At 62.8% G+C, this 22,722-nt stretch carries 17 protein-coding genes; 7 read left to right on the top strand and 10 right to left on the bottom strand.

Annotation, left to right across the window (positions count from 1 at the left end; genetic code table 11):
- Positions 1–29: 29 nt before the first annotated feature.
- From ACYU70_RS06020 to ACYU70_RS06010, 3 genes are all read right to left on the bottom strand, one after another.
- Positions 30–518, bottom strand: a complete 489-nt coding sequence (locus tag ACYU70_RS06020; protein WP_342297319.1) for a dihydrofolate reductase — start codon at positions 516–518, stop codon at positions 30–32.
- A gap of 144 nt (positions 519–662) precedes the next feature.
- Entirely contained in the window at positions 663–1,598 is a 936-nt protein-coding gene (fmt, locus tag ACYU70_RS06015; RefSeq protein WP_342297317.1) for a methionyl-tRNA formyltransferase, read from the bottom strand.
- Positions 1,599–1,924: 326 nt separating this feature from the next.
- Entirely contained in the window at positions 1,925–3,148 is a 1,224-nt protein-coding gene (locus ACYU70_RS06010; RefSeq protein WP_342297316.1) for an exo-beta-N-acetylmuramidase NamZ family protein, read from the bottom strand.
- Between the two features lie 109 nt (positions 3,149–3,257).
- Here ACYU70_RS06010 and ACYU70_RS06005 point away from each other — a divergent pair, with 109 nt between their 5' ends.
- Positions 3,258–4,481, top strand: a complete 1,224-nt coding sequence (locus tag ACYU70_RS06005) for an ABC transporter permease (protein WP_342297315.1) — start codon at positions 3,258–3,260, stop codon at positions 4,479–4,481.
- A gap of 185 nt (positions 4,482–4,666) precedes the next feature.
- Here the strand turns inward: ACYU70_RS06005 and ACYU70_RS06000 are convergent, their stop codons facing one another.
- Positions 4,667–5,353 (bottom strand): peptidoglycan DD-metalloendopeptidase family protein, encoded by a 687-nt coding sequence (locus tag ACYU70_RS06000; RefSeq protein ID WP_342297314.1) that lies wholly within the window; start codon positions 5,351–5,353, stop codon positions 4,667–4,669.
- 195 nt (positions 5,354–5,548) lie between these two features.
- Here ACYU70_RS06000 and ACYU70_RS05995 point away from each other — a divergent pair, with 195 nt between their 5' ends.
- Together ACYU70_RS05995 and ACYU70_RS05990 are read left to right on the top strand one after the other, a co-directional pair.
- Positions 5,549–6,649 carry a ferredoxin--NADP reductase gene (locus ACYU70_RS05995; RefSeq protein ID WP_342297312.1) on the top strand — a complete coding sequence of 367 codons (1,101 nt, stop codon included), beginning with the start codon at positions 5,549–5,551 and terminating at the stop codon, positions 6,647–6,649.
- A gap of 107 nt (positions 6,650–6,756) precedes the next feature.
- The gene (locus ACYU70_RS05990; RefSeq protein ID WP_342297311.1) at positions 6,757–8,499 is read left to right on the top strand and encodes a M3 family oligoendopeptidase; all 1,743 of its coding nucleotides are present in this window, start codon (positions 6,757–6,759) and stop codon (positions 8,497–8,499) included.
- A gap of 79 nt (positions 8,500–8,578) precedes the next feature.
- Here ACYU70_RS05990 and ACYU70_RS05985 read toward each other — a convergent pair whose 3' ends face one another.
- Positions 8,579–8,743 carry a hypothetical protein gene (locus ACYU70_RS05985; protein ID WP_342297310.1) on the bottom strand — a complete coding sequence of 55 codons (165 nt, stop codon included), beginning with the start codon at positions 8,741–8,743 and terminating at the stop codon, positions 8,579–8,581.
- 103 nt (positions 8,744–8,846) lie between these two features.
- Positions 8,847–9,467, bottom strand: coding sequence for a hypothetical protein (locus ACYU70_RS05980; protein WP_342297309.1), 621 nt, complete (start codon positions 9,465–9,467; stop codon positions 8,847–8,849).
- 287 nt (positions 9,468–9,754) lie between these two features.
- On the opposite strand from ACYU70_RS05980, the gene ACYU70_RS05975 reads away from it, so the two are divergent.
- The 4 genes from ACYU70_RS05975 to ACYU70_RS05960 all read left to right on the top strand — a co-directional run bounded on the left by ACYU70_RS05975 (position 9,755) and on the right by ACYU70_RS05960 (position 13,381).
- Positions 9,755–10,930 (top strand): T9SS type A sorting domain-containing protein, encoded by a 1,176-nt coding sequence (locus ACYU70_RS05975; RefSeq protein WP_342297308.1) that lies wholly within the window; start codon positions 9,755–9,757, stop codon positions 10,928–10,930.
- A gap of 170 nt (positions 10,931–11,100) precedes the next feature.
- Positions 11,101–12,129, top strand: a complete 1,029-nt coding sequence (thiL, locus tag ACYU70_RS05970; protein WP_342297307.1) for a thiamine-phosphate kinase — start codon at positions 11,101–11,103, stop codon at positions 12,127–12,129.
- Between the two features lie 140 nt (positions 12,130–12,269).
- Positions 12,270–12,794, top strand: coding sequence for a hypothetical protein (locus ACYU70_RS05965; protein WP_342297306.1), 525 nt, complete (start codon positions 12,270–12,272; stop codon positions 12,792–12,794).
- A gap of 122 nt (positions 12,795–12,916) precedes the next feature.
- Complete coding sequence (locus ACYU70_RS05960) at positions 12,917–13,381, top strand: YybH family protein (protein ID WP_342297304.1); 465 nt, start codon at positions 12,917–12,919, stop codon at positions 13,379–13,381.
- Between the two features lie 183 nt (positions 13,382–13,564).
- Here the strand turns inward: ACYU70_RS05960 and ACYU70_RS05955 are convergent, their stop codons facing one another.
- The 4 genes from ACYU70_RS05955 to ACYU70_RS05940 all read right to left on the bottom strand — a co-directional run bounded on the left by ACYU70_RS05955 (position 13,565) and on the right by ACYU70_RS05940 (position 22,637).
- A complete protein-coding gene (locus ACYU70_RS05955) occupies positions 13,565–13,939 on the bottom strand; it encodes a hypothetical protein (RefSeq protein WP_305010311.1) in 375 nt (124 codons plus the stop codon).
- A gap of 68 nt (positions 13,940–14,007) precedes the next feature.
- Positions 14,008–14,289 (bottom strand): GIY-YIG nuclease family protein, encoded by a 282-nt coding sequence (locus tag ACYU70_RS05950; RefSeq protein ID WP_342297301.1) that lies wholly within the window; start codon positions 14,287–14,289, stop codon positions 14,008–14,010.
- Positions 14,290–14,417: 128 nt separating this feature from the next.
- Complete coding sequence (rlmD, locus tag ACYU70_RS05945; protein ID WP_342297300.1) at positions 14,418–15,830, bottom strand: 23S rRNA (uracil(1939)-C(5))-methyltransferase RlmD; 1,413 nt, start codon at positions 15,828–15,830, stop codon at positions 14,418–14,420.
- 222 nt (positions 15,831–16,052) lie between these two features.
- Entirely contained in the window at positions 16,053–22,637 is a 6,585-nt protein-coding gene (locus ACYU70_RS05940) for a T9SS type B sorting domain-containing protein (RefSeq protein ID WP_342297299.1), read from the bottom strand.
- Between the last annotated feature and the right edge of the window lie 85 nt (positions 22,638–22,722).

Raw genomic sequence — 22,722 nt, 5'->3', positions numbered from 1 at the left:
CCTTTTTTATTGGCCCACATCTCCGAAACCTACCGCCGCCGCAGCGTCACAAAGCTGAAAGGGTAGGCGTGGCGCTCGTCGGCCTCGTGGCGCTCGCGGGCTTCTTCGCGCCACTCGGCGGGGTCAAGGGTGGGGAAAAAGGCGTCGCCCTCGAAGCTGTGGTGGACTTCGGTGAGGTAGATGACGTCGGCGGCGGGCAGGGCTTCGCGGTAGATTTCGCCACCGCCGATTACGCACACTTCCTCGTCCAGCTCACGGGCGCGGGCCAGGGCGGCTGGCACTGAGGCGGCGGTTTCGCAGCCGGGGGCAGCCCAGCCGGGCTGGCGCGTGACCACGATGTTGGGACGCTTGGGCAGGGCCCGGCCGAGGCTGTCGTAGGTGCGGCGACCCATCACCACGGGGTGGCCTAGGGTGAGGCGCTTGAAGTGCTGCAAGTCATCGGGCAGGTGGCCCCAGGGCAGTTCGCCATCTTTGCCGATGGCATTGTTTTCGGCTACGGCCACGACGAAGGAAACCATTGGTTTGGGGGAGCAGGGGAGGTGATGGGAGTGTTATTAAAACGATGTAGGGGCGGGGCTTGCCCCCGCCCGTCGTTGAACGGAATCATTGAAACGGTGCGAACGGCGGGCGGGGGCAAGCCCCGCCCCTACAATAAAAAAGCCCTAAGCCGGCAGCTTAAACCCGCGCAGCAGTTCCTGCACCGGCATTCGCTTCTTGCCCTCCAGCTGCACATCCAGCAAATCGAGCCAGGCATCGGCGGCGGCCACGCGCAGGTACTTCTTGCCATCCGAAGCCCAGGTGCCGGCGGGCGCAGACTCACCCTCAAAAGGCAGGGCAGCGGCGCGGAAAATCTTGATGATGCGCCCATCGGGCAGGGCGGCGAATGCGGTGGGGATGGGGGAGAGACCGCGCACCCAGTTCACCAGCTCGGCGGCGGGGCGGGCGAAATCGAGGCGGCCGGTTTCCTTCTGGAGCTTGGGGGCGGGGCGGAGGTCGGCCCGTTGTTCCTGCGGGGTGCTGGGGGCGGTGCCGGCCGCGATGGCCTCCACCGAGCGGCGGGCCAGGGCCGCGCCCACCCCTTTCAATTTATCATAGACGCTGCCGAAATCGTCCTCCGGTGCGATGGTGATTTTATCCTGAAAGATGAGGTCGCCGGTGTCGATTTCGTGGCGGAGGAAAAAGGAGGTGACGCCGGTTTCCGTGTCGCCGTGCATCAGGGCCCAGTTGATGGGGGCCGCGCCCCGGTACTGCGGCAGTAGCGAGCCGTGGATGTTGATGGAGCCCAGCCGGGGCATGTTCCACACGGCTTCGGGCAGCATGCGGAAGGCCACGACCACCTGCAAATCGGCGGCGTAGCTTTTGAGTTCGGCCTGAAACTCGGGCGATTTCAGGTTCGTGGGCTGGAGCACGGGCAGGCCGTGGGCTTCGGCGGCCATTTTCACGGCCGAGGCCTGGAGCTGCCGCCCGCGCCCCGCCGGCCGGTCGGGGGCCGTGACGACGGCCACCACCTGCCCGCCCGGCCAGGCCAGCAGGCTTTCGAGGGTGGGCACGGCAAAATCGGGGGTGCCCATGAAAACCAGGCGCAGGGGAGTATTCATGGGGCAAAGAAAACGCCCAGCGCCCGTAGCACCGTAGCACGAACTTTCAGTTCGCGTCCCCGAACGTCAATCGTTGCATTGGCGCGGGGACGCGAACTAAAAGTTCGCGCTACTAAAAACTCCCCGGGGACTGATTTTCAAAAATCAAGCCCCGGGGAGTTTCCCCGAGCCTCGGAATCCCAAAACCGAGCCCCGGGGAGTTTCCCCGAGCCCCGGAATCTCAAAACCGAGCCCCGGGGAGTTTCCCCGAGCCTCAGAATCCGGATTCCAGGCCCCGGGGAGTTTCCCCGAGCCTCGGAATCCGGATTCCGAGCCCCGGGGAGTTTCTATCGCTCCGGGTAGAGCATGTATTTCTTGCGCAGGGCCTTGAACTTGGTCAGCCCCGGAGCCCACGAGGCTCGGATTTCGGCTTCGGTCTTGCCGGCGATAATCTGCTCGCGTAGGCTATTGGTGCCGGATAATTCCTCGAAATACTTCCCGAAGAAATGTGCCTTGTCGGTGCTCTGCTGATAAAAATCGAGCAGGTAGCTCAGCACCAGTCCGCCCGAGGCGGCGCGGGTAGGGGCACCGGCCAGGTTGAGGCCGTGGCAGGCTTGGCCCTTCATCGGCGGGGTGGGCGAGCCAGCATTGGGAACGGGCGTGAAGGTGTAGGGCCGCGTGGCCGGCTGGGCAGGGCTGCCGATGACCTCAAACGGCGTGGCCGTGCCGCGCCCCACGCTCACGTTGGTGCCCTCAAACAGGCAGATGCTGGGGTACAGGGCCACGGCGTGGGCGGTGGGCAGGTTGGGCGAGGGCGCGATGGGCAGCGCGTAGGCTGTGGCGTGGGTGTAGCCGGTGGCCAGCGGCACCACCGTGAGGGCGCATTTCTTGCCCCCGGCCAGCCATTTTTCGCCGTTAATCATTTGGGCCAGTTCGCCCACCGTGAGGCCGTGGGCAATGGGCAGCGGGTCGAGGCCGACGAAGGATTTGTGGGCCGGCTCCAGCATAGGGCCGTCCACGAGGTCGCCGTTGGGGTTGGGGCGGTCGAGGACGATGACGGTTTTGCCCTGCTCGGCGGCGGCCTCCATCACGTAGTGCAGCGTGCTGATGAAGGTGTAGAACCGCGCTCCCACGTCCTGGATATCGAAGATGAGCACGTCCAAGTCGGCCAGCATTTCGGGGGTGGGCTTCTTGGTTTTGCCGTACACCGAGCGCACGGACACACCGCTGCGGGCATCGCGGCCATCGGTGATGGTTGCGCCGTCGGCCTCCTCGCCCCGGAAACCGTGCTCGGGAGCGAAGATGGCCGTCACGTTCACGCCTCGCGCCCGCAGGGTATCCACGAGGTAGGCCCGGCCCACGCGGGAGGTTTGATTAATGACCAGGCCCACGCGCTTGCCTTGCAATTGGGGAAGGTATTTATCGAGCCGCTCGGCTCCTACGGTCACGCCGGCAACGCGGGGCGGGGTGGCCAACGTATGCGGGGCGGCCGTGGCCGCCGGGCGGGTGGTGCCGCAGGCCGGCAGCGCCAGCAGCATCGACAAGGTGATTTTAGCGAATAACCCAACCATAAACAGTGAAAAAGAGGGCGGAAAAAAGAACCCGGCGCGGAGCACCGCCGGACCCAAAGGTCGGGAGCGCGGCCGGTAGCGGTTCAAAACGTAGCTTTACGGCTGAACAATGAATGTCTCCCGCTACATTTCGCAGAAGATTGACGGGGGAGCCGATTCCGGCTCCTTTACCTCGTCGGTTACAAAAATAGCCATCATCAGCATTGCCATGGGTTTGGCGGTGATGGTGGTGTCGTTTGCCATCCTGCAAGGGTTTCGCAACGAGATTCAGAATAAAATCTTTTCCTTCGGCGCGCACCTCCAGATTTCGCGCTACGACACCAATAACTCGCTCGAAGTTGCCCCCATCGCCGGCCCCAAGCTGGTGCAGCAGCTCAAGGCGTTTCCCGAGGTAAAGTCCACGCAGCCCTACGCCGTGAAAACGGCCATCATCAAGACCAAGGACGAAGTGCTGGGCGTGGTGCTCAAAGGCATCGCCGAAACCGGCGGCCCTTCGCCCATGCGCGAAAATCTGGTGGCTGGCAAGTTCATCAGCTTTTCCGATTCCTCGGCCAGCGACGATGTGCTGATTTCGCGCAAAGTGGCCGACAAGCTGCGCCTCGCCGTGGGCGAAAAAGCCCTTTTCTACTTCATTCAGAACCCGCCGCGCATCCGGCAGTTTCGGGTCTGCGGTATCTATTCCACGGGCCTCGATGAGTTCGATGAAGTCTACGTCATCGGTGATATCCGCCAGATTCGGGAGCTGAACTCCCCCGCCTGGCCCGACTCGCTGGTGGGCGGCATGGAAGTCGTCCTCAAAGACTTCAAAACCCTGGACAAAACCGCCGACAATTTCTACGAGCGCCTGCCCTACGACCTCAAAATCGATAAAATCACGGAGCAATACGCCCAGCTTTTCGACTGGCTGCAATTGCTCAACCGCAACGTTATCATCTTCCTGCTCCTAATCATTTTCGTAGCCACGTTCAACATGGTGGCCACCATCTTCATCATGATTCTGGAGCGCACCAACATGATTGGTATCCTCAAGGCGCTGGGGGCGACGGATAACCAAATCAGGCGGATGTTCTTCTTTCGGGGCCTCTCGCTCACTATCCGCGGCATGCTCATCGGCAACCTAGTGGCCGTGGGTTTCTGCGCCATCCAGTATTATTTCAAAGTCATTCCCCTCGACCCCGAGAACTACTACATGGACCGCGTCCCGATTTCCTGGGACCCCAAAATGCTGCTGCTGCTGAACGTGGCCACTTTCGCCGCCTCGCTGCTGGCCGTGCTCATCCCCACATACCTGATTGCGCGGATTAAGCCGGTAGTGGCCATCAAATTCGATTAAACATCAGTCTTGGGTTGCCGAACGAAGCACCAGCGGGGCGGCACATCGGTAGAAACGGCAGGTGCTAAAGTTTCAAAAGCCCCAGCGGGGCGACACTCGTCAGACGAGTGTCGCCCCGCTGGGGCTTTACCGTTCTTATCATTTGGTTTTACTACCGATATGTCGCCCCTACGGGGCTTCTTCGGCTAAACATACCGGCTCCGCAACACCAGATTCGGGTCGGGGCACAAGGCCGCCCATGCTTCCCGCTCGCTGGGCCGGGCAACGCCGGGGAAATCGCCCACCCGCCCTTGCATATCGGCCATCAACTGAAAATGCAGGTGCGCGGGCCAGTCGCCATTCTCCGGAAAAGGGCCAACGGTGGCAAATGCTTCACCTTGTTGTAGCGCCTGGCCCACGCGCAGTGCCCGCCACTCGTGGCGGCTGAGGTGGCCGTAGAGGCTGTAGAAGACCGTTCCCTCCAGCTCGTGTTGCAGGATGACGGTGGGGCCGTAGTCGCCGAAATTATCGTTGTCGGCTAGGCTGTGGACCACGGCGGGCAGCGGGGCCAGCACCGGCGTGCCGGCCGGCAGCCATACATCCACGCCTAGGTGCAGGGAGCGGGGCTCCTCGGCCGCGCCGGGGCCGAAGTGAGCGCTGCGGCGGTAAATAACCCGGTTTTCGAGGTAGCCGCCGATGCCGATGGTGGCATTTTGGTCAGCCAGCATTTTGTTAACTAAATCATCGAAGCCGGCGGTGTCGCGCAGGTCGGCGCTGGTGATTTGGGGGTTGGCGGCGGTGAAATCGAGGCGGGTGACGGTGGAGCCGTTGAGGTCGACGGGCAGCACGGGGCCGAAGCCGGCCTGATGGCGTTGGAGCAGGGTGGAGAGCAAGCGCGAGAGAAGTAAAAGCGTGAGGCCACAAAGGAAAACGGCCCGGCCGCAAACCCGTAATGTGGCTGGCAAGTTACCTTTGCCGGCGGGCCGGCGGGAATATTTTCGCCATCCGGCCCGCTTTTCTGTTACTGCCTTACCGCGAACCAGTGCGCCGCCCCGGCCCCTCGTTCCCCCATTCGCTTACCCCGCTCAATGTACCATACCCTCACCGTCGTTGCCATCACCCAGGAAACCGCCGATTCTATCACCATTCACCTGGAGCGGCCCGACCGGGCGCCTATCGCAGCCCGTCCCGGCCAGTTCCTGACGCTTATAGTGCCCTGCGGGCCGGGCGGCAAGAAGGAGCGCCGCGCCTACTCGCTCAGCAGCACGCCGGCCGAGGCCCCGCGCCTGTCCGTGACGGTGAAGCGCGTGCCGGGCGGCCTGGTGAGTAATTATTTGCTCGATACGGTGCAGGTGGGCCAGGAAATTGAGGTGATGGAGCCGCTCGGCAACTTCACGCTCAGCCCCAGCCCCAAGGCGGCCCGCTCGCTGGTGCTCATCGGGGCCGGCTCGGGCATCACGCCGCTCATGGCCATGCTCAAAGCCGTGGTAGCGGCTGAGCCCCAGAGCTACGTGCTGTTGATTTACGGCAACCGCAACGAGGAATCTGTGATTTTTCAGCAGCAGCTCGCCGACCTCGAAGCCCGCTCCAACGGCCACCTGCAGGTGGAGCACGTGTATAGCCAGCCCTTGCAGCCCATGGCCCCGCACCGCCACACCGGCCGCCTCAACCGCACCATGTTGCTGCGCATTCTGGAGCAGCGCCACCAGTTTCCGGCCGAGCAGGCCGAATACTTCATGTGCGGCCCCGAAGGCCTGATGGCCGAAGCCCAGGCTGCCCTCAGCCTGCTTAACGTGCCCGAGGCCCGCATCCGTCGCGAAAGCTTTGTGGCCAGCGCCGACAACGCCGAACTGGCCGCCGCCCAGCCCAGCGGCCACGGCGACGTGTCGGCCAGCCCGGACGACAACGTGAAGAACACCCGCACCGTCACCATTCAGTACGAAGGCAGCGAGTACCTCATCGAAGTGCCCGCCGGCAAAACCATCCTCGAAACCGCCCTCGACCAGGACATCGACCTGCCGTACTCCTGCCAGGCCGGCCTCTGCACCGCCTGCCGCGGCAAGTGCCTGAGCGGCAAAGTGCACCTCGACGAGCGCGAAGGCCTCTCCGATTCGGAGCTGAAACAAGGCTACGTGCTGACTTGCGTAGGCCACCCGATGACGGAGGACGTGGTGATTGAAATAGGGTAGGATGACAGACGCTTGCCGCTCTAAAAAATTAGGTCGGCCCGGAGTTTGCTCGCATAAAATGGCGACAGTTTCATCTCTTCCGAATTCCGTTCTACTATACTTGTACTATGATGCTTCTAGCTGAACCTACCGCCGAGTCGGCCACTGATACGAGCCGGCCGCCCCGCCAATATTTGCCCGAAGACTTTCTCGTGACCAATTGGGCCGCGATTGAGCCCTTCTTCCAGGAGTTGCAGGCCCGGTCCATAAACACGCCCGCCGAATTGGAGCGCTGGCTGCTCGACCGCTCGGAATTGGAATCGGTGCTCAGTGAGGACCTCGCCTGGCGCTACATTCACATGACCTGCGACACGCAGGACCCGGCGCGCTCCGAGGCCTTCCAGTATTTCGTGAACGAAGTGGAGCCGGAAGTAGCTCCCCACGACCACGCCCTCAACGAAAAGATGCTGGCCTCGCCGCACCTGGCCGGGCTGGATGAGCGCCGCTATGGCGTGTTCCTACGCTCGGTGCGCCGGGCTTCGGAAATCTACCGGGCCGAAAACATCCCGCTGAAAACCGACATCAGCACCAAACAGCAGCAGTACGCCGCCACGGTGGGGGCCATGAATGTGACCCTCGACGGCCAGGACCTGACCCTGCCCCAGGCCGCCGACCGCCTCAAAAACCCCGACCGGGCCGTGCGCGAAACCGCCTGGCGCGCCATCCAGGCCCGCCGCTTGCAGGACGCCCAGCCGCTCGACCAGCTTTTCACCGAGCTGGTAGCCCTGCGTCATCAGGTGGCGCTGAACGCGGGCTTCGCCAATTTTCGCGACTATATGTTTGCCGCGCTGGGCCGGTTCGATTACACGCCGCAGGACTGTTTCAATTTCCACGCCGCCATCCGCGAAACGGTGGTGCCGCTGATTGACGACTTCGACCTGGAGCGCCGCCAGGACCTGAACCTGCCCGCCCTGCGCCCCTGGGACCTCGACGTGGACCCCAGCGGCCAGCCGCCACTGCGCCCCTTCGGCACCGGCGAGGAGCTATTGGAAAAAACCATCACCGTCTTCGAAACCCTCGACAGCTACCTCGGCAACTGCCTGCGCACCATGCGCCAGATGGGCCACCTCGACCTGGAAAGCCGCAAGGGCAAAGCCCCCGGCGGCTACAATTACCCGCTGGACGAAACCGGCGTGCCCTTCATCTTCATGAATGCCACGAGCAGCCTGCGCGACGTGGTGACCATGCTGCACGAAGGCGGCCACGCCGTGCACAGCTTCCTCACGCGCGGCCTGCCGTTGGGTGCCGACAAGCACCCGCCGTCTGAAGTGGCCGAGCTGGCCTCGATGAGCATGGAGCTGATGAGCATGGACCAGTGGCACGTTTTCTTCCCCAACCCGGAAGACCTGCGCCGCGCCAAGAAAACACACTTGGAAAGCGTCCTAGAAACCTTCCCGTGGGTGGCTACCATCGACAAGTTTCAGCATTGGGTGTACGAACACCCCACGCACACCGAAACCGAGCGCCACCAGCGCTGGGTCGAGATTTTCGATGAATTCAACCAGCGCACCGTGGACTGGAACGGCCTCGAAAAATTTAAGCCCTACCTCTGGCAGAAGCAGTTGCACCTCTACGAAGTGCCGTTCTACTACATCGAGTACGCCATGGCGCAGCTTGGGGCCATTGCCGTGTGGCGCAACTTTCGTCAGAACCCTACCGAGGGCCTGGCCGCCTACAAGCGTGCCTTGGCGCTGGGCTACACCGCGCCCATTGGCCAGATTTACGCTGCTGCTGGCATTCGATTCGATTTCAGCACCGAGTACCTGCGTACTCTCGCCGACTTCGTGCGCGAGGAAATGGCCGCGCTGTAAGCAAATTAGCATTCCGTTTAGACACAGAAAAGGCCGGCAATTATGCCGGCCTTTTCTGTTGTGGAGCCACAAGCGGCGCCTATGAATTGCCGCCGGGAGGAGGAGTAGTGGTAGTAGGAGCCGTCGAGCCGCATTTGCCTTTGGGGCGTGGGTCGCGGTCTTTGCAGCCTCCGCACGAAGCCAGGACGAGACTGGTGAGGAGCATAACCGGCAGCAGCCGGCGGAAAAAAGTAGCGGTGTGCATATGTGCGGGGCGTTTGGTGAATGACGTTGAGTAGCTGAGGCTTAAAGATAAGCAATTGCTGCTTTAATACCGAGACTACCCCGCGCAAAATGCCGAGCCCGATTTACTTGTCCCCAATCGTGAAAAATGACAGCGGCTGGAGCGTAGCGTACTTGCCGCCGAGTGATTCCAGTTCGGCGCGGTGCAGCTTCAGGTAGTCGTTGTACTGGTGCACGGCGCGGTCGTACTGCACCCGGAACGCCACTACGCCGGCATCGAGCTGCTGAATGCCCTCCACAAAATTGCGGGCATTTTCGGTGGGGGCGTTGCCGTTGGGGGCGGCCACGGGGTACACGGCTTTCAGCAGCGAGTCCTGGGCCATGTCGTACTGGTCAATCAGGTCCGAGCTGGCCATGGTTTGCTGGGTGTAGCGGCGGGCTTTGAGGCGGGTATTGGCGCGGTCCAGGCCTTGCAGTTGGGTAGCATCAATGCCGGGCCGGCCCTTCAACTCGCGCAGCAGCAGGCGGGTGATGCCGATTTTCTGGTCGTCGCTCTCCGTCATGTTGCGCCATTTGATGTCGACGGAATCGCGCAGCACGTCGAACTGCGCTTTGGCCGCCGCCGCCGAAGCCGGGTTGAAAGCGGCCGTCTTGGCACCGTCGCGCTTGCAGGAAGCCGCGCAGCCCGAGAAAATCAACAGCGAAAGCACGGCGGTTTTGACCGGAGAAGAAAGGAAAGTGCGCATAGATTCAAGAAGTAGCCAGAAGGAAAAAGTCCCGGCATAGCAAAGCTACGGGGCCAGGTGAAAAAAAATGCGCGAACCGGCCGGGCACGTATAGTCCCGGCTCAAGCTGGGCAATATGGGCTGCAACGCCCGAATAAGGCGATTCGGTATGTGCGCCGCACCCATCGGCCCGACCAGGAGCATTATCTATAGAAAAAGGGATTTTCAGGTACGCATAAACGTAATGAACCTAGCCGCGAAAAGCGCGTATCTTTGCCGTTGCACTGACAATACACATTTCAAAAATTATGAAAAAGAACTACTTGATGCTCTCGGCAGCGCTGCTGCTGGCCGGAGCCGCCCATGCTCAAGGCACCGAGCTGTTTTTCTCGGAATACAACGAGGGAGCCCACCAGTCGGGCGTAAACTACGGCGGAACGGCCAACTCAAGCGGCAATGAGCGTGCCCTCGAAATTTACAACCCTACCAATAATACCGTCAACCTGAACCCGTATTCGGTACGGCGCTACTCCAACGGCAACACCCCCATCTTTCAGGAGGAGCGGGTATTCCGTAGCAACGCGGCCCACGTAGCTGTCGGCAACAACAGCATGAGCGCCCGCACGACTTTCGTGATTGCCTGCGGGCAGGCAACGTTGCCGGCCATCGTGAACGCGGCCAACCAGTTTTGCTCTGATTATGCGCTGGCTCCGGCCGCCAACAACACGGTGATTGTGGGCGGCGGCCCCATCTACTTCAGCGGCGACGATGCCATGGCCCTGGTACGCTACCCCAGCGGCACGGCCGGCGTGGGCAATGGCGTGATTGTGGACCTGATTGGCGTGATTGGCGAAGGCCCCGTGTTGCAAACCACCTGCGCAGCGGGCGGCAACTGGAGCGGCACCAACCCCCTCGACGGTACCGGCACCAACGCAATTTTTGTGGCCTCGGCCAACCAGTCCATCATTCGCCGGGCTACGGTATCGCACGGCACTACGGTGAACCCATCTCCGCAAAACGTGCCCGGTTCGTGCCCGCCCGTGCGGGCTGTCGGTGGCTACAACATTGCCGACGAGTGGTACATGTACTCCACGGCCTTCAACGGCCCCATTGTGCCGCCCGCAACTACCCCCAGCAGCAACCCGGCCGGCCAGCTTTACAACCAGCTCGGCAACCACAACGACTACACGGGGCCTTTCGGCACCTACCAGGCCGTGCTGAGCACGCTGGGCAAGTTCGATAGCAACATCAGCGTGTACCCCAACCCGGCCCACGGCAAGGCCACGGTTGAAATCAAAGATGCCAAAGTGGGCAGCGTTATCGTCCTGAACAACCTCGGCCAGAGCATTAGTGCCCAAGCCAAAGGCCAGGGCCAGGAGAAGCTCGAGCTCAACATCTCGGCTCTGAAGCCCGGCCTGTACTTCGTACAGATTCTGAGCGCCGACGGCCAGACCAAAATCTACAAAGAGCTGACTGTTGAATAAGCAGCCGGTTGGTTGAAATCGAAAAAGGAGGGAAGCAATTCCCTCCTTTTTTTGTGGGCGTACTTTTGTGCCTTAGCGGTTAGTTGGCCGTTGTTTGTTGTCAGTTGTCATACTGTTCATCAAGCAGGGATGTGCTGACAACTGACAACGAATAACTGACAACTCAAACCATGTCTGAACTCACGCCCCTCTCCGCCATTGGCGAATTTGCTCTCATCCGCCGCTTGCAGGCCAACATCACCGCGCGCCAGCCCGGCACCGTGCTCGGCATTGGCGACGATGCGGCCATCATCCGGCCCACGGCCGGCACTGATATCGTGATGACCACCGATTTGCTGGTCGAAGGCATTCATTTCGACCTCTCATTCTGCCCGTTGCGGCACCTGGGCTACAAGGCCGTGGCCGTGAACGTGTCGGACGTGGCCGCCATGAATGCCCTGCCCACGCAGCTGGTGGTAGCCCTTTCGGCCGGCCCGCGCTTCACCGTGGAGGCCATTGAGGAGCTGTATGCCGGCATGCGCCTGGCCTGCGAGGCCTACAACGTGGACCTGGTGGGCGGCGACACCACCGCCAGCCGCGGCGGCCTCACGCTGGCCATCACCGTGCTGGGCGAAGTACCAACCGGCGAGGCTGTGCGCCGCAGCGGCGGCAAGCCCACCGACCTGCTCTGCGTGACCGGCGACCTGGGCGGCGCTTTCCTGGGCCTGCAAGTGCTGGAGCGCGAAAAGCAAGCCTACCTGGCCGACCCCGAAACCCAGCCTGAGCTGGCCAACTACGAGTACATCGTGCAACGCCAGCTGCGCCCCGAAGCCCGCCTCGACATCGTGCACGAACTGCGCGAGCGCGGCATCCGGCCCACCAGCATGATTGATGTTTCCGATGGACTGGCTTCGGAGGTGCTGCACCTGTGCGCGGCCAGCGGCACGGGGGCGCGGGTGTTCACCGAATTTATCCCCCTGGCTAACCCCACGCTGGAAGCGGCGGCCGAGTTCAACCTCGACCCGCTCACCTGCGCCCTCAACGGCGGCGAGGACTACGAGCTGCTGTTCACGGTGCCCGTCACGGACCACGAAAAAATCAAGAATCACCCCGACATCACCATCATCGGCCATCTCACCGATAAGGCCGACGGGGCCAACCTGGTGACCAAGGCGGGCCAGGCCATACCCCTCCAGGCGCAGGGCTGGACGAGCTTTTAGCCCGTTTTCTATATAGGATTCCAACCTTCTTTAAGCGCTGCCGTTAGGGAGGGGGAATCAGCCGGTGGCGGGAATGGCACGCTAATTGTCTTCCTATCCATTATCCGGGCGGATTTCTTTTCTCCTTTATTCTTTAAGCCATGAAAAAGCTTCCTTATCTCTTCGCTTTGCTGGTGCTGTTGAGCACGTCTTTTAGCACTCGTTCGGCCCAAGCCCAAATCCTCAAAAACTGGAGCCCGCAGGCGAAGGGCACCGCAATCGGCGGCCTGGGTGGTGCCGCTGCCGGGGCGCTCATCAACAAGCGCAACCGCGTGGTGGGTGGCGTGGTAGGCGGTGTGGCCGGTGGGGCCATCGGCTACGGCGTGGGCAAGCACATTGATAACAAGAATAAGCAGCGCGCCGCCGCTGCCGCTGAGCGCCGTGCCGTAGCTGCCCGCGAAGCCGAGTATCGCCGCGAGCTGGCCCTGGCCCGCAACCGCCAGACCACGACTACCCGCACCACCCAAACTGCGCTGGTGCCAGCCAATAGCTTGACGGCTTCCAACGCCATGGTGGGTAACGCTATTGTGCCCGCCACCTCGAACGCCGCCTACTTGCCCAACGAGGCGTATGGCGATGCTTCGCACCCCTACGGCACCTCGGAGTACCGTCGTAAGAGCTGGTAATGTCCGTTCTTGCTTAACCTTGCAACCCCTGGGCGTCCGCGCCCGGGGGTTGACTTTTTTAGCGTAATGCCACGGTGGGCGATGCGGCCCACCACTATTTCTTTCACCAACCCTCTGGATGTATGAAATCCCTTGTTTGTAGCCTGTTCTTGGCTGCCGCCGCCCTCACTTCCTCGTGCTCGAAAGCGCCGGCTGATTCGGCCAACGTGCAGAACCTGAACCGCGACTTTATCAACGCCTGGAACAGCCGCGACTCCGGCAAAATCACCGGCATGATGGCCGACGACATCACCTTCGTGCAGGGCAACGCCCACTGGAAGGGCAAGGACGAAGTGGGCCAGAAGTGGGTGAGCGCCACGCTGCCGACCATTGCCAACCTGAAAACCAGCGTGAGCAGCAGCAACACCGACGACAACAGCGCCTACGAAGCCGGCACATTCTCGGTGGATGTGCAGCCGGCTGGCCCTGGCCAGCCCGCCGGTTTTGGCGAGGGAAACTACATTTTCTACTGGAAAAAAGCGGCTGATAATACCTGGAAGTTGAGCTACGCGCAGCTAGAGGATTTGCCAGTGCAGCGCCGGAATTAATTCATTGCGCCATCGTGCCGGTTTAGCCCCAGCGGGGCGACATATCGGTAGAAACAGAAGGCGCTAAAGTTTCAAAAGCCCCAGCGGGGTGACATTCGTTGAACGAGTGTCGCCCCGCTGGGGCTTTGGTGTTCCCGATTATCTGGTATTGCTACCGATATGTCGCCCCTCCGGGGCTTTGAATTAATCTTCGGGGTAGGGGACGAATACGAAATTCGTGAACTCCTCATCGAGCACGAAGAGGCAGCAGAATTCGTCGGCGTCCTTGTAGGTGGCTTTGAAGGCTTCGATGCCGCCTTCGTCGATGATGCCTTGCTGCACGAAGAGCTCGAGGTAGCTGGCGAAGACGTGCCACTCCAGATTCAGCTCGTCGGCGTTGACGAGGAGGCCGCCGAGGGGCACTTCCTGCTTGGCAAAGACGAAAATGGGGTATTGGCTGAAGTCGCCCTTGCGAATCTGGGAAGAGGCTTCGGCAAGGGTGTCGCACACCTTCACAAAATCCTTGGTGATGGTGCCGAGGTATTTGCCATTGAGTTCGGGGTCGTTGAAATAGTCCATTTATTTAATTATTGAAATCGTCTGTCATCCTGAGCGCAGCGAAGGACCTTATCACAGCCGCGCCGGTTTCAGGTTTGAATAAACTGCCATTCAGGATTATCAATAGCAATTAACGCGTCTTTTTTAGCCCGCGTCCAGCCCTTCAATTCCTTTTCGCGGGCAATGGCGGCATTGACATCCGGGTATTCTTCGATGTGAACCAGATTGTAGCAGAAGTAGCGACCAGCGAAGGTTTCGGCGGAACCGCGGTTGGCGTAGTGCTGGGCGAGGCGGTCCGCGATGTTATTGGTTATGCCGATGTACAACACCTTTTTGGCGGGGTTAGTGGTGATGTACACGTAGTAGGGCATGGCAGGGTTATTTTAATCGTTTGTCATCCTGAGCGCAGCGAAGGACCTTATCACGGCCGCACGGTTTGAAATTACTGCAAACTGTTCGTGCGTGATAAGGTCCTTCGCTGCGCTCAGGATGACAGACGTTACTTCAACTCCAGCGCCACTACATTTTCCACATGGTGAGTATGCGGGAACATATCCACCGGCTGCACGCGCGTTACTTTATACGCGGCATCTAGTAGTTCCAAATCGCGGGCTTGGGTGGCGGGGTTGCAGCTGATGTAGACAATGCGGGGGGCGCGCAGCTCCAGGAGGCGGGCCACCACGTCGGGGTGCATGCCGGCGCGGGGCGGGTCGGTGATGAGGACGTCGGGGCGGCCGTGGTGGGCGGTGAAGTCGGCGGTGAGGATGTCCTTCATGTCGCCGGCGTAGAACTCGGTGTTGGTGATGTTGTTGATTTCGGCGTTGACGTGGGCGTCGGCCACGGCCTGCTCCACGTACTCGACGCCGATGACTTTGCGGGCTTGGTGGGCCACGAAGCTGGCGATGGTGCCGGCCCCGGTGTAGAGGTCATACACGAGCTCATCGCCCTTGAGGTCGGCGAAGTCGCGGGCTACTTTGTAGAGCTGATGGGCGCCTTCAGAGTTGGTTTGGTAGAAGGACTTGGGGCCGATGCGGAAGCGCAGGCCTTCCATTTCTTCCTCGATGTAGGGCTTGCCTTTGTAGGTCACCACTTCGAGGTCGTGGAAGGTTTCGTTGCCCTTGCTGTTGAGGACGTAGTTGAGGGAAGTGATGCCGGGGAACTTGGCGTAGAGGGCATCCAGCAGGGGCTCGATGGACTCGTGGGGGCGGTAGCACTGCAGAATCACCATGATTTCGCCGGTGCTTTGGGCGGTGCGGATGATGAGGTTGCGCAGGTTGCCGGTCTGGCGCACCATGTTGCCGAATTCGAGGCCGTGCTCGCGGCCGTAGTCGCGAATGAAGAGGCGGATTTCGTTGCTGGGCTCGGCCTGGAGGTGGCAGTGCTGCACGTCGATAATCTTATCGAAGCGGGCGGGGGTATGGAAGCCCAGCACGTTGCGGTCGAAGGTCTGGGTGTCGTCGTTGATTTGCTCGGTGGTGAGCCAGCCGTTGTCCGAGAAGGTGTATTCGAGCTTGTTGCGGTAATAGGTTCGCTGGGGCGAGGAGAGGATGAACGGAATCTCGGGCAGGGCCACTTTGCCGATGCGGGTGAGCTGGTCGACCACCTGCTGCTGCTTGAAGTGCAGCTGGGTGTCGTAGCCGATGTGCTGCCACTTGCAGCCGCCGCAGGTGCCGAAGTGCTGGCAAAACGGCGCGACGCGCAGCTCGGAATACTGGTGGAACTTCACCGGCACGGCTTCCAGGAAGCTCTTCTTGGCTTTGGTGATGTACAAATCCACGACATCGCCGGGGGCGACTTGGGACACGAAAATGACGAGGTTCTCGACGCGAACGAGGCATTTGCCTTCGGCGACCATGTCCTGGATGGTGACGTTGCGGAGTAACTCGGGGGCTATTTTTTTGGCTCGGCTCATAAGAAGACAAAACTACTGCCCGGGCCACGGATTCGCGCGGATTTATCGGATTTCACGGATTTTGTGGGCGGTAGTTGGGGCATGGCTCGCAAGTGGCAGCAAGCATCTTGCGGGTATTAGGGGATAAATAGAAAAGGCCTCCCGATTTCGGGAGGCCTTTTCGGTGGAAAGATGTCGGCTACAAAATCCGTGGAATTCGAAAAATCTGAGCGAATCCGTGGTCTATTTAATCACCTCGAACCAGTTCTTCACGCTCGTGCCGTTGGGCAGGGTGAGGATGTAGAAGTAGTTGCCGGCGGGCGTGCTGTCGTCGCCACCCCAGTTGTTCTGGTAGTTGGTGGTTTTGTACACCTCGCGGCCCCAGCGGTTGAAGATGGTGAAGGTGTTGCCGGGGTAGAGCGAGATGTTGTCGATGACGAGCACATCGTTGAGGCCGTCGCGGTTCGGGGTGATGACGTTGTAGGTCTTCACGGCGTTGGCGAAGCTCACGCTGGTTTCGTTCGAGTTGGAGAGCAGCGGGGTGGCGTCGGTGCTGACGGCCACCACCCGGAAGTTCTGGCTAAAGCCCAGGCCGGTGGCGGTGGCGTTCGGGTCGTTGTTGGTGGCGGTGTATTGCAGCGTGCCCGCGTTCACCGTGGCAATGAGCACTGGCGCACCGGCATCGGAGCGGCGGTAGATGCGGTACTCCTTCACCGTGAAGCCCACGAAGGCATTCCAGGTGAGGGCCGTGCTGCCCTGGTTGCGGCCGCCAGCCGTGGCGGTAGCGGTGGCCTGCAGGCGGATGGTCTGGGCGATGCCGGTTGTGTTAGTCGTGCCGCAACCGTTGGTGAGGCCGAGCTGGTACTCGTAGGAATTGGCGTTGGCATCCACCGCACTGTTGTCGGTGAAGGTGGTAGCCGAAGCCGCTACCTGACCTACTACCGCGAAGGTGCTGGAACCCGCTACGCGGCGCGTGATTTGCACCTGATTGGGGGTGTTGCCACTGTTGGGCACGCTCAGGCTGATGATGACGCGGTTGTTGCTGGTAATGTCCACCGAGGCGTTGGTCAGCACCACCGTCGGGCTATCGAAGAGGATGGTGCGGGTGGTAGCCGGGCCGGTGCAGGAAGCCGGAGCGGCGCTAATTTCAGCAGCGCTCACCGTGTACGGCCCGGTGGCGTTGAAGCGCACCGTAATCTGGCTGCCGGTGCCGCCCGCCGTGATGGTGCCGCCTACGACGGTCCACTGGTAGCTGGCGCCGGCCGTGGGGTTGGCAATGGCGTACGGCTGGGTCTGGGCCACGTTACACACGAAGCCCGAGCCCGAAATGGTAGGGGCCGTGGGCGTGGGAGCCACCGTGAACGGCGTGGAATACAGTGGGCCAACGCAGCCGGCCACCGTGGTTTCCTGCACCGTGAGGGTGTAGGTGCCGGGGATGGGTAGGGTGTTCAACACGCGGGTGTTGCCGGTGCCGGCCAGAGTGGTGGTGCCCAGCTGGAACACATAAGTCGAGCCGGTGAAGCCGCCGGGCAGGCCGAAGGTCACCGGGCCATTGGTCTGGCACACGCGCACCGGGGCGGTGATGGCCAGGGTGGGGCGGGGCGAAGGATTGATGAGCACCTTCAGTGTATCGGAAGTGCCCAGGCAGCGCACGCCGCTGGCGGGGTTGCTGGTTTCCGTCACCACTATTTTGCCGATGGTGGGCACCGCCACGGGCGTCCAGTTCACGGTCACCGTATTCTGGAAGGTGCTCACCTGCGTGCCGCCCACGATGGTCCAGGCGTAGCTGGAGCCGTTGGCGTACGCGCCGCTCACGTAGCGGTAGGGGCCATCGGCCTGGCACACGCCCCGAATTGGGGGCTGTCCCACGCCAATGTCGCCAGGGCCGGTGGGCCGTACCGTCTGCAGACGTGGGTTGATAACGATGGGCAGCGTAGTGGTATCGGAGGAACAGCCCTGGGTATTCAGGCTGAATACTTTCAGGTAGCCGCCGGTGCTGGCCACGCCCCAGTCCACGGTGATGGCCGGGGTGCCCTGGCCGGCCGTGATAGTGCCGCCGTTAATCTGCCAGGTGAAGGGCGTGCCGGGCGGGAAAGCCGTGCCCGTGCCCGTGGGCACCGAGTAGGCAATGCCCGTGACGGTGGGGCACACCGAAGCCGGCCCCACAATAGTCGCCGCCGCCGGACGCGGGTTGATGGTGATGACCACGTCATCGGTGCTCACGCAGCCGTTGGCGGTGGTGGCCGTCACGGTGTAGGTGCGGGTGATGGGCGCGGTCGTGGTGTTCGAGGCCGCGAAGACAGGCCGGGCGACGGTGGTGCTGCTCAGGCCCGTGGCCGGAGCCCAGCTATAGGTATAGCCGGTGCGGGCCGGGGTGCCCAGGGTAATGGTTTTGAGGTCGCAAACGGCTACGTCGGGGCCGGCATCGGCCACGGCGGCGGGGTTCACGGTCACGGTCACGGTGCTGGTGGCGGTGCAGCCGTTGGCGGTGGTGGCGGTCAGGGTGAAGGTGATGGGGTTCGGGGTGGTCGTGGTGTTGGCCAGCGTGAACGTGGGGTTGGCCACGGTGGCGCTGCTCAGGCCGGTGGTGGGGCTCCAGCTATAGGTGGTGCCCGCAATGGGGGCCGCGCCCAGGGTAATGGTTGCGCCCGAGCAAATGGCCTGGCTGGTGCCCGCCACGGCCACAGCGGCCGGGTTGATGGTTACCACGACCGTATTGGTGGCGGTGCAGCCGTTGACGGTAGTGGCCGTCAGCGTGTAGGTCTGGGTGATGGGGGTGCCGGTCAGGTTGGGCAGCGTCACGGTCGGGTTCAGCACCGAGGCGCTGCTGAGGCCGGTGGCCGGGCTCCAGGCGTAGGTGGTACCGGCCACGGCCGTGCCGTTGCCGATGGCCACGGGCACGTTGGAGCAGGTAGCGCGGGCTGGGCCGGCATCGGCCACGGCGGCGGGGTTGATGGTCACGGCCACGGTGCTGGTGGCGGTGCAGCCCTGGGCCGTGGTGGCGGTCAGGGTGTAGGTTGCCACGATGGGCGCGGCCGTCAGGTTGGGCAGCGTCAGGGTGGGGGTGAGGGCGGTGGCGCTGCTCAAGCCCGTGGCGGGCGTCCAGGCGTAGGTGGTGCCGGTCACGGCCGTGCCGGTACCGATAACCACGCCCACGTTGGAGCAGGTAGCCTTAGCCGGTCCAGCCTGGGCCACGGCGGCCTGGTTCACGGTCACGGCCACGGTGCTGGTGGCGGTGCAGCCCTGGGCCGTGGTGGCCGTCAGGGTATAAGTGGTGGTGATGGGCGCGCCGGTGGTGTTGGTCAGCGTGATGGTCGGGGTCAGCGCGGTGGCGCTGCTCAGGCCGGTGGTGGGGCTCCAGGCGTAGGTGGTTCCAGTCACGGCGGTGCCGGTGCCCAGCGTGCGGGTTTCGCCCGAGCAGAACGTGACAGCCGGTCCGGCCTGGGCCACGGCGGCCTGGTTCACGGTCACGGCCACGGTGCTGGTGGCGGTGCAGCCCTGGGCCGTGGTGGCCGTCAGGGTATAAGTGGTGGTGATGGGCGCGCCGGTGGTGTTGGTCAGCGTGATGGTCGGGGTCAGCGCGGTGGCGCTGCTCAGGCCGGTGGTGGGGCTCCAGGCGTAGGTGGTTCCAGTCACGGCGGTGCCGGTGCCCAGCGTGCGGGTTTCGCCCGAGCAGAACGTGACAGCCGGTCCGGCCTGGGCCACGGCGGCCTGGTTCACGGTCACGGCCACGGTGCTGGTGGCGGTGCAGCCGTTAGCGGTGGTAGCGGTCAGGGTGTAAGTCGTGGTGATAGGGGCACCGGTCGTGTTGGTCAACGTCACCGTTGGGCTAAGTGCGGTTGGGTCGCTCAGGCCGGTGGCGGGGCTCCAGGCGTAGGTGGTACCGGTTACGGCGGTGCCGGTGCCCAGCGTGCGGGTTTCGCCCGAGCAGAAGGCTACGGCCGGTCCGGCCTGGGCCACGGCAGCCGGGAAGACGGTTACGACGACCGTGCCGGTGCTCACGCAGCCGTTGGCGGTGGTAGCCGTCAGGGTGTAGGTCTGGGTGATGTTAGCACCGGTCAGATTGGGCAGGGTCACCGTCGGGTTCAGCACCGAAGCGCTGCTCAGGCCGGTAGCCGGGCTCCAGGCATACGTGGTACCAGCTACGGCCGTGCCATTGCCAATGGCCACGGGCACGTTGGAACAGGTGCTGCGGGCCGGACCGGCATCAGCCACGGCGGCGGGGTTGATGGTCACGGCCACGGTGCTGGTGGCCGAGCAGCCGTTGGCCGTGGTGGCCGTCAGCGTGTAGGTCGTGGTGATGGGCGCGCCGGTGGTGTTGGTGCCGGTCACGGTTGGGTTGAGGATGTTCGGGTTGCTGAGGCCGGTGGTGGGCGTATAGCTATAAGTGGTGCCAGCTACGGGCGTCACCGCACCGCCCAGCGGGGCCGAAACCGTACCCGAGCAGAAGCTGATAGGCGGGCTGGGCGTAATCACGGCGGCGGGGTTGATGGTAACAATGACCGACGAAGTGGCGGTGCAGCCGGCGGCGTTGGTGGCCGTCACGGTGTAGGTCTGGGTGATGGGTGCGCCGGTGGTGTTAGGCAGCATCACCGTCGGCTGGGCGGCCGTAGCGCTGCTGAGGCCGGTAGCGGGGCTCCAGCTATAGGTGTAGCCAGCCAGCGCCGGGGTGCCAATGGCCGCCGAAGCCACGCCCGAGCAGGTGTTGCGGGCCGGGCCGGCATCGGCCACGGCGGCGGGGCTCACCGTCACCACCACCGATGAGGTGCTGGAGCAGTTCGGGCCGGAAGACACGGTGAGCGTGTAGGTCTGGGTGATGGGCGCGCTGGTGGTATTGGGCAGCGTCACGGTGGGCTGGGCCACGGTGGCACTGCTCAGGCCGGTGGCCGGGCTCCAGGCGTAGGTGAGCCCAGTGATGGCCGCCACGCCCAGCGGCGTGGAGGCCACGTTGGGGCAGATGGTGCGGTCGGGGCCGGCATTGGCGGTGGGCGGGGCCGTCACGGTCACCGTCACGGTGGTCGTGGTGGTGCAGGTGCCGTCGGTGCCGGTCACGGTATAGGTGGTGGTAGCGGTGGGCGTTACCGTAATGCTGGTGCCGGTCAGGTTGATGCCGCCGCCGGTCCAGGCATAGGTCAGGCCCGTTTGGCCGGTCACCGTCAGCGTAGTCGACGTGCCCTGGCAGAGGCTGGGCGCGAGGGCCGTGGCCGTGATGGCCGGCAAGGGCCGGATGTCCACGGTTTTAACCACCGAATCAGAAAGGCAGCCGTAGGTCGAAACGCCCTTCAGCGACAGCCGGCCGGTGGTGTTGGCGCTGGCCCAGGTCACCTGCACCGTGTTGGTGCCCTGGCCGCTGGTGATGGTGCCTCCGTAGATGCGCCAGCGGTAAGAAGCTGGCACCGGGCCGGCGGCCGTGTAGGAGCGCACCGTGGCCGGGTCGCACACCGTGCTCGGGCCATTGATAACGTTGGGGCCGGCGGCGCGGGTCACCGTCACCCGGAAAATATCCGAAGCCAGCTTGCCGCCGCAGCCGTTGTCCTTCACGGTCACGCCCAGGTCGTAGGGCGTGGTGCGCGACTGGCCGCAGGTGGAGTTATAAACAAAGGTGCCCGATACCGAGCCGGTGCCGGAGGCCGTGGCCGTACCGGTCAGGTTGCCGGCCTGCACTACGCCCGTGCTGCCGTTGAAGGTGGTGTTGAACGGCCCGCTGCCATCGAGTAGGGCACTGTTCACGGTGAGCACCAGCGGGTGGTTGCCGCTGGCCTGGGTGGCCGTAATCGGGATGCTCAGCGACTGGCCTTCTTCAATAGTGTAGTTACGGGGCGTGAGCGCCGGGGCCGGTAGCAGCGGCGGCGTAGTAGGCGGGCATACCGAAACGACGAGCTGTAAGTCTCGTCGGGTAGTCCCAATCAGCACTTCCACACCGTTGATGGAGCGGTATTCTGCCACGTCCACCGCCACTACGTAGAGGCCGGTGGACGTGGCCCCGTACTTGGCAATACCCGTACTGGCGTTAATCTTGGCAAAGTTACCCGCGCCCGTCCCAAACGGGTTGGCCGCGCTGTAAGCCGGATAGTAAGGCACCGACTGGGGCAGGGGTGGGAAAGTGGGCGGGTTGGTGGTGCCGGCCAGGAAGCCGTAGGGCGTGCCAAAGGAGTACACTAGGCGGTCGCCGTCGGGGTCGAAAGCGTTGTTGAGCGAGATGGTGGTATCGTTCTGGCACACGATGGCCACGGCCGTGTCCGAAAATACGGGCGAGCGGTTGTAAATCAGCGGTGGGGCCATGCTCACGTAGAGCGTCAGGGGCACGTTGCCGCCCGTGCCCCCGCTGGGGTTGTTGATGTTGGTGAGGGTGTTGTTGCGGGCGCTCACCGAATACACAGCGTAGTAGCCATCGAAGGAAACCGGCAGGTTCACTACCTGCACGTATTTGCACAGGTAGAATGGCTGACTGGGTCCGCTCACCGTGCAGCCCGCAGGTACGGACGGGGAAATCGGTGGCGGCAGGTTGTTGTTACTCGCCGTGGGCGACGTGCGGGCGAAGTTGTAAGAGCCAATGCGCAACGTGGTGGCCTTGTTGAAGATGTCAATGGTTGCATTCGCCGGCGGAGCCGCAATGCCGGTGGGGTTGGTATAATACAGGCCGTTGCTGTACACCGTAAGGGTGATTTCGTAGCGGAACGGGGTAGCCGTCGGGCCAGTCGCGTCGAGGTAGCGGTAGCTCATCTCGCCACCCAAAAGGTGCGAGGCCTGCGCCGGGCGCGCGCCCACCACCAGCAGCGCCAGTAGTAGCATCGACCCAAAAAAACGCCGTAGTAAGGTTGTAGGCATACAATAAAATGAAGGGTAGGAAAACTGAAAAACTGCCCCAGCCGTCAAAAGGCGGCCGGGGCGGTTAGGGGTTGAGCTCGGGCCT

The organism is Hymenobacter segetis, assembly GCF_054776495.1.
The sequence above is the reverse complement of the archived record's forward strand: the minus strand, read 5'-3'. Positions and strand labels throughout refer to the sequence as shown.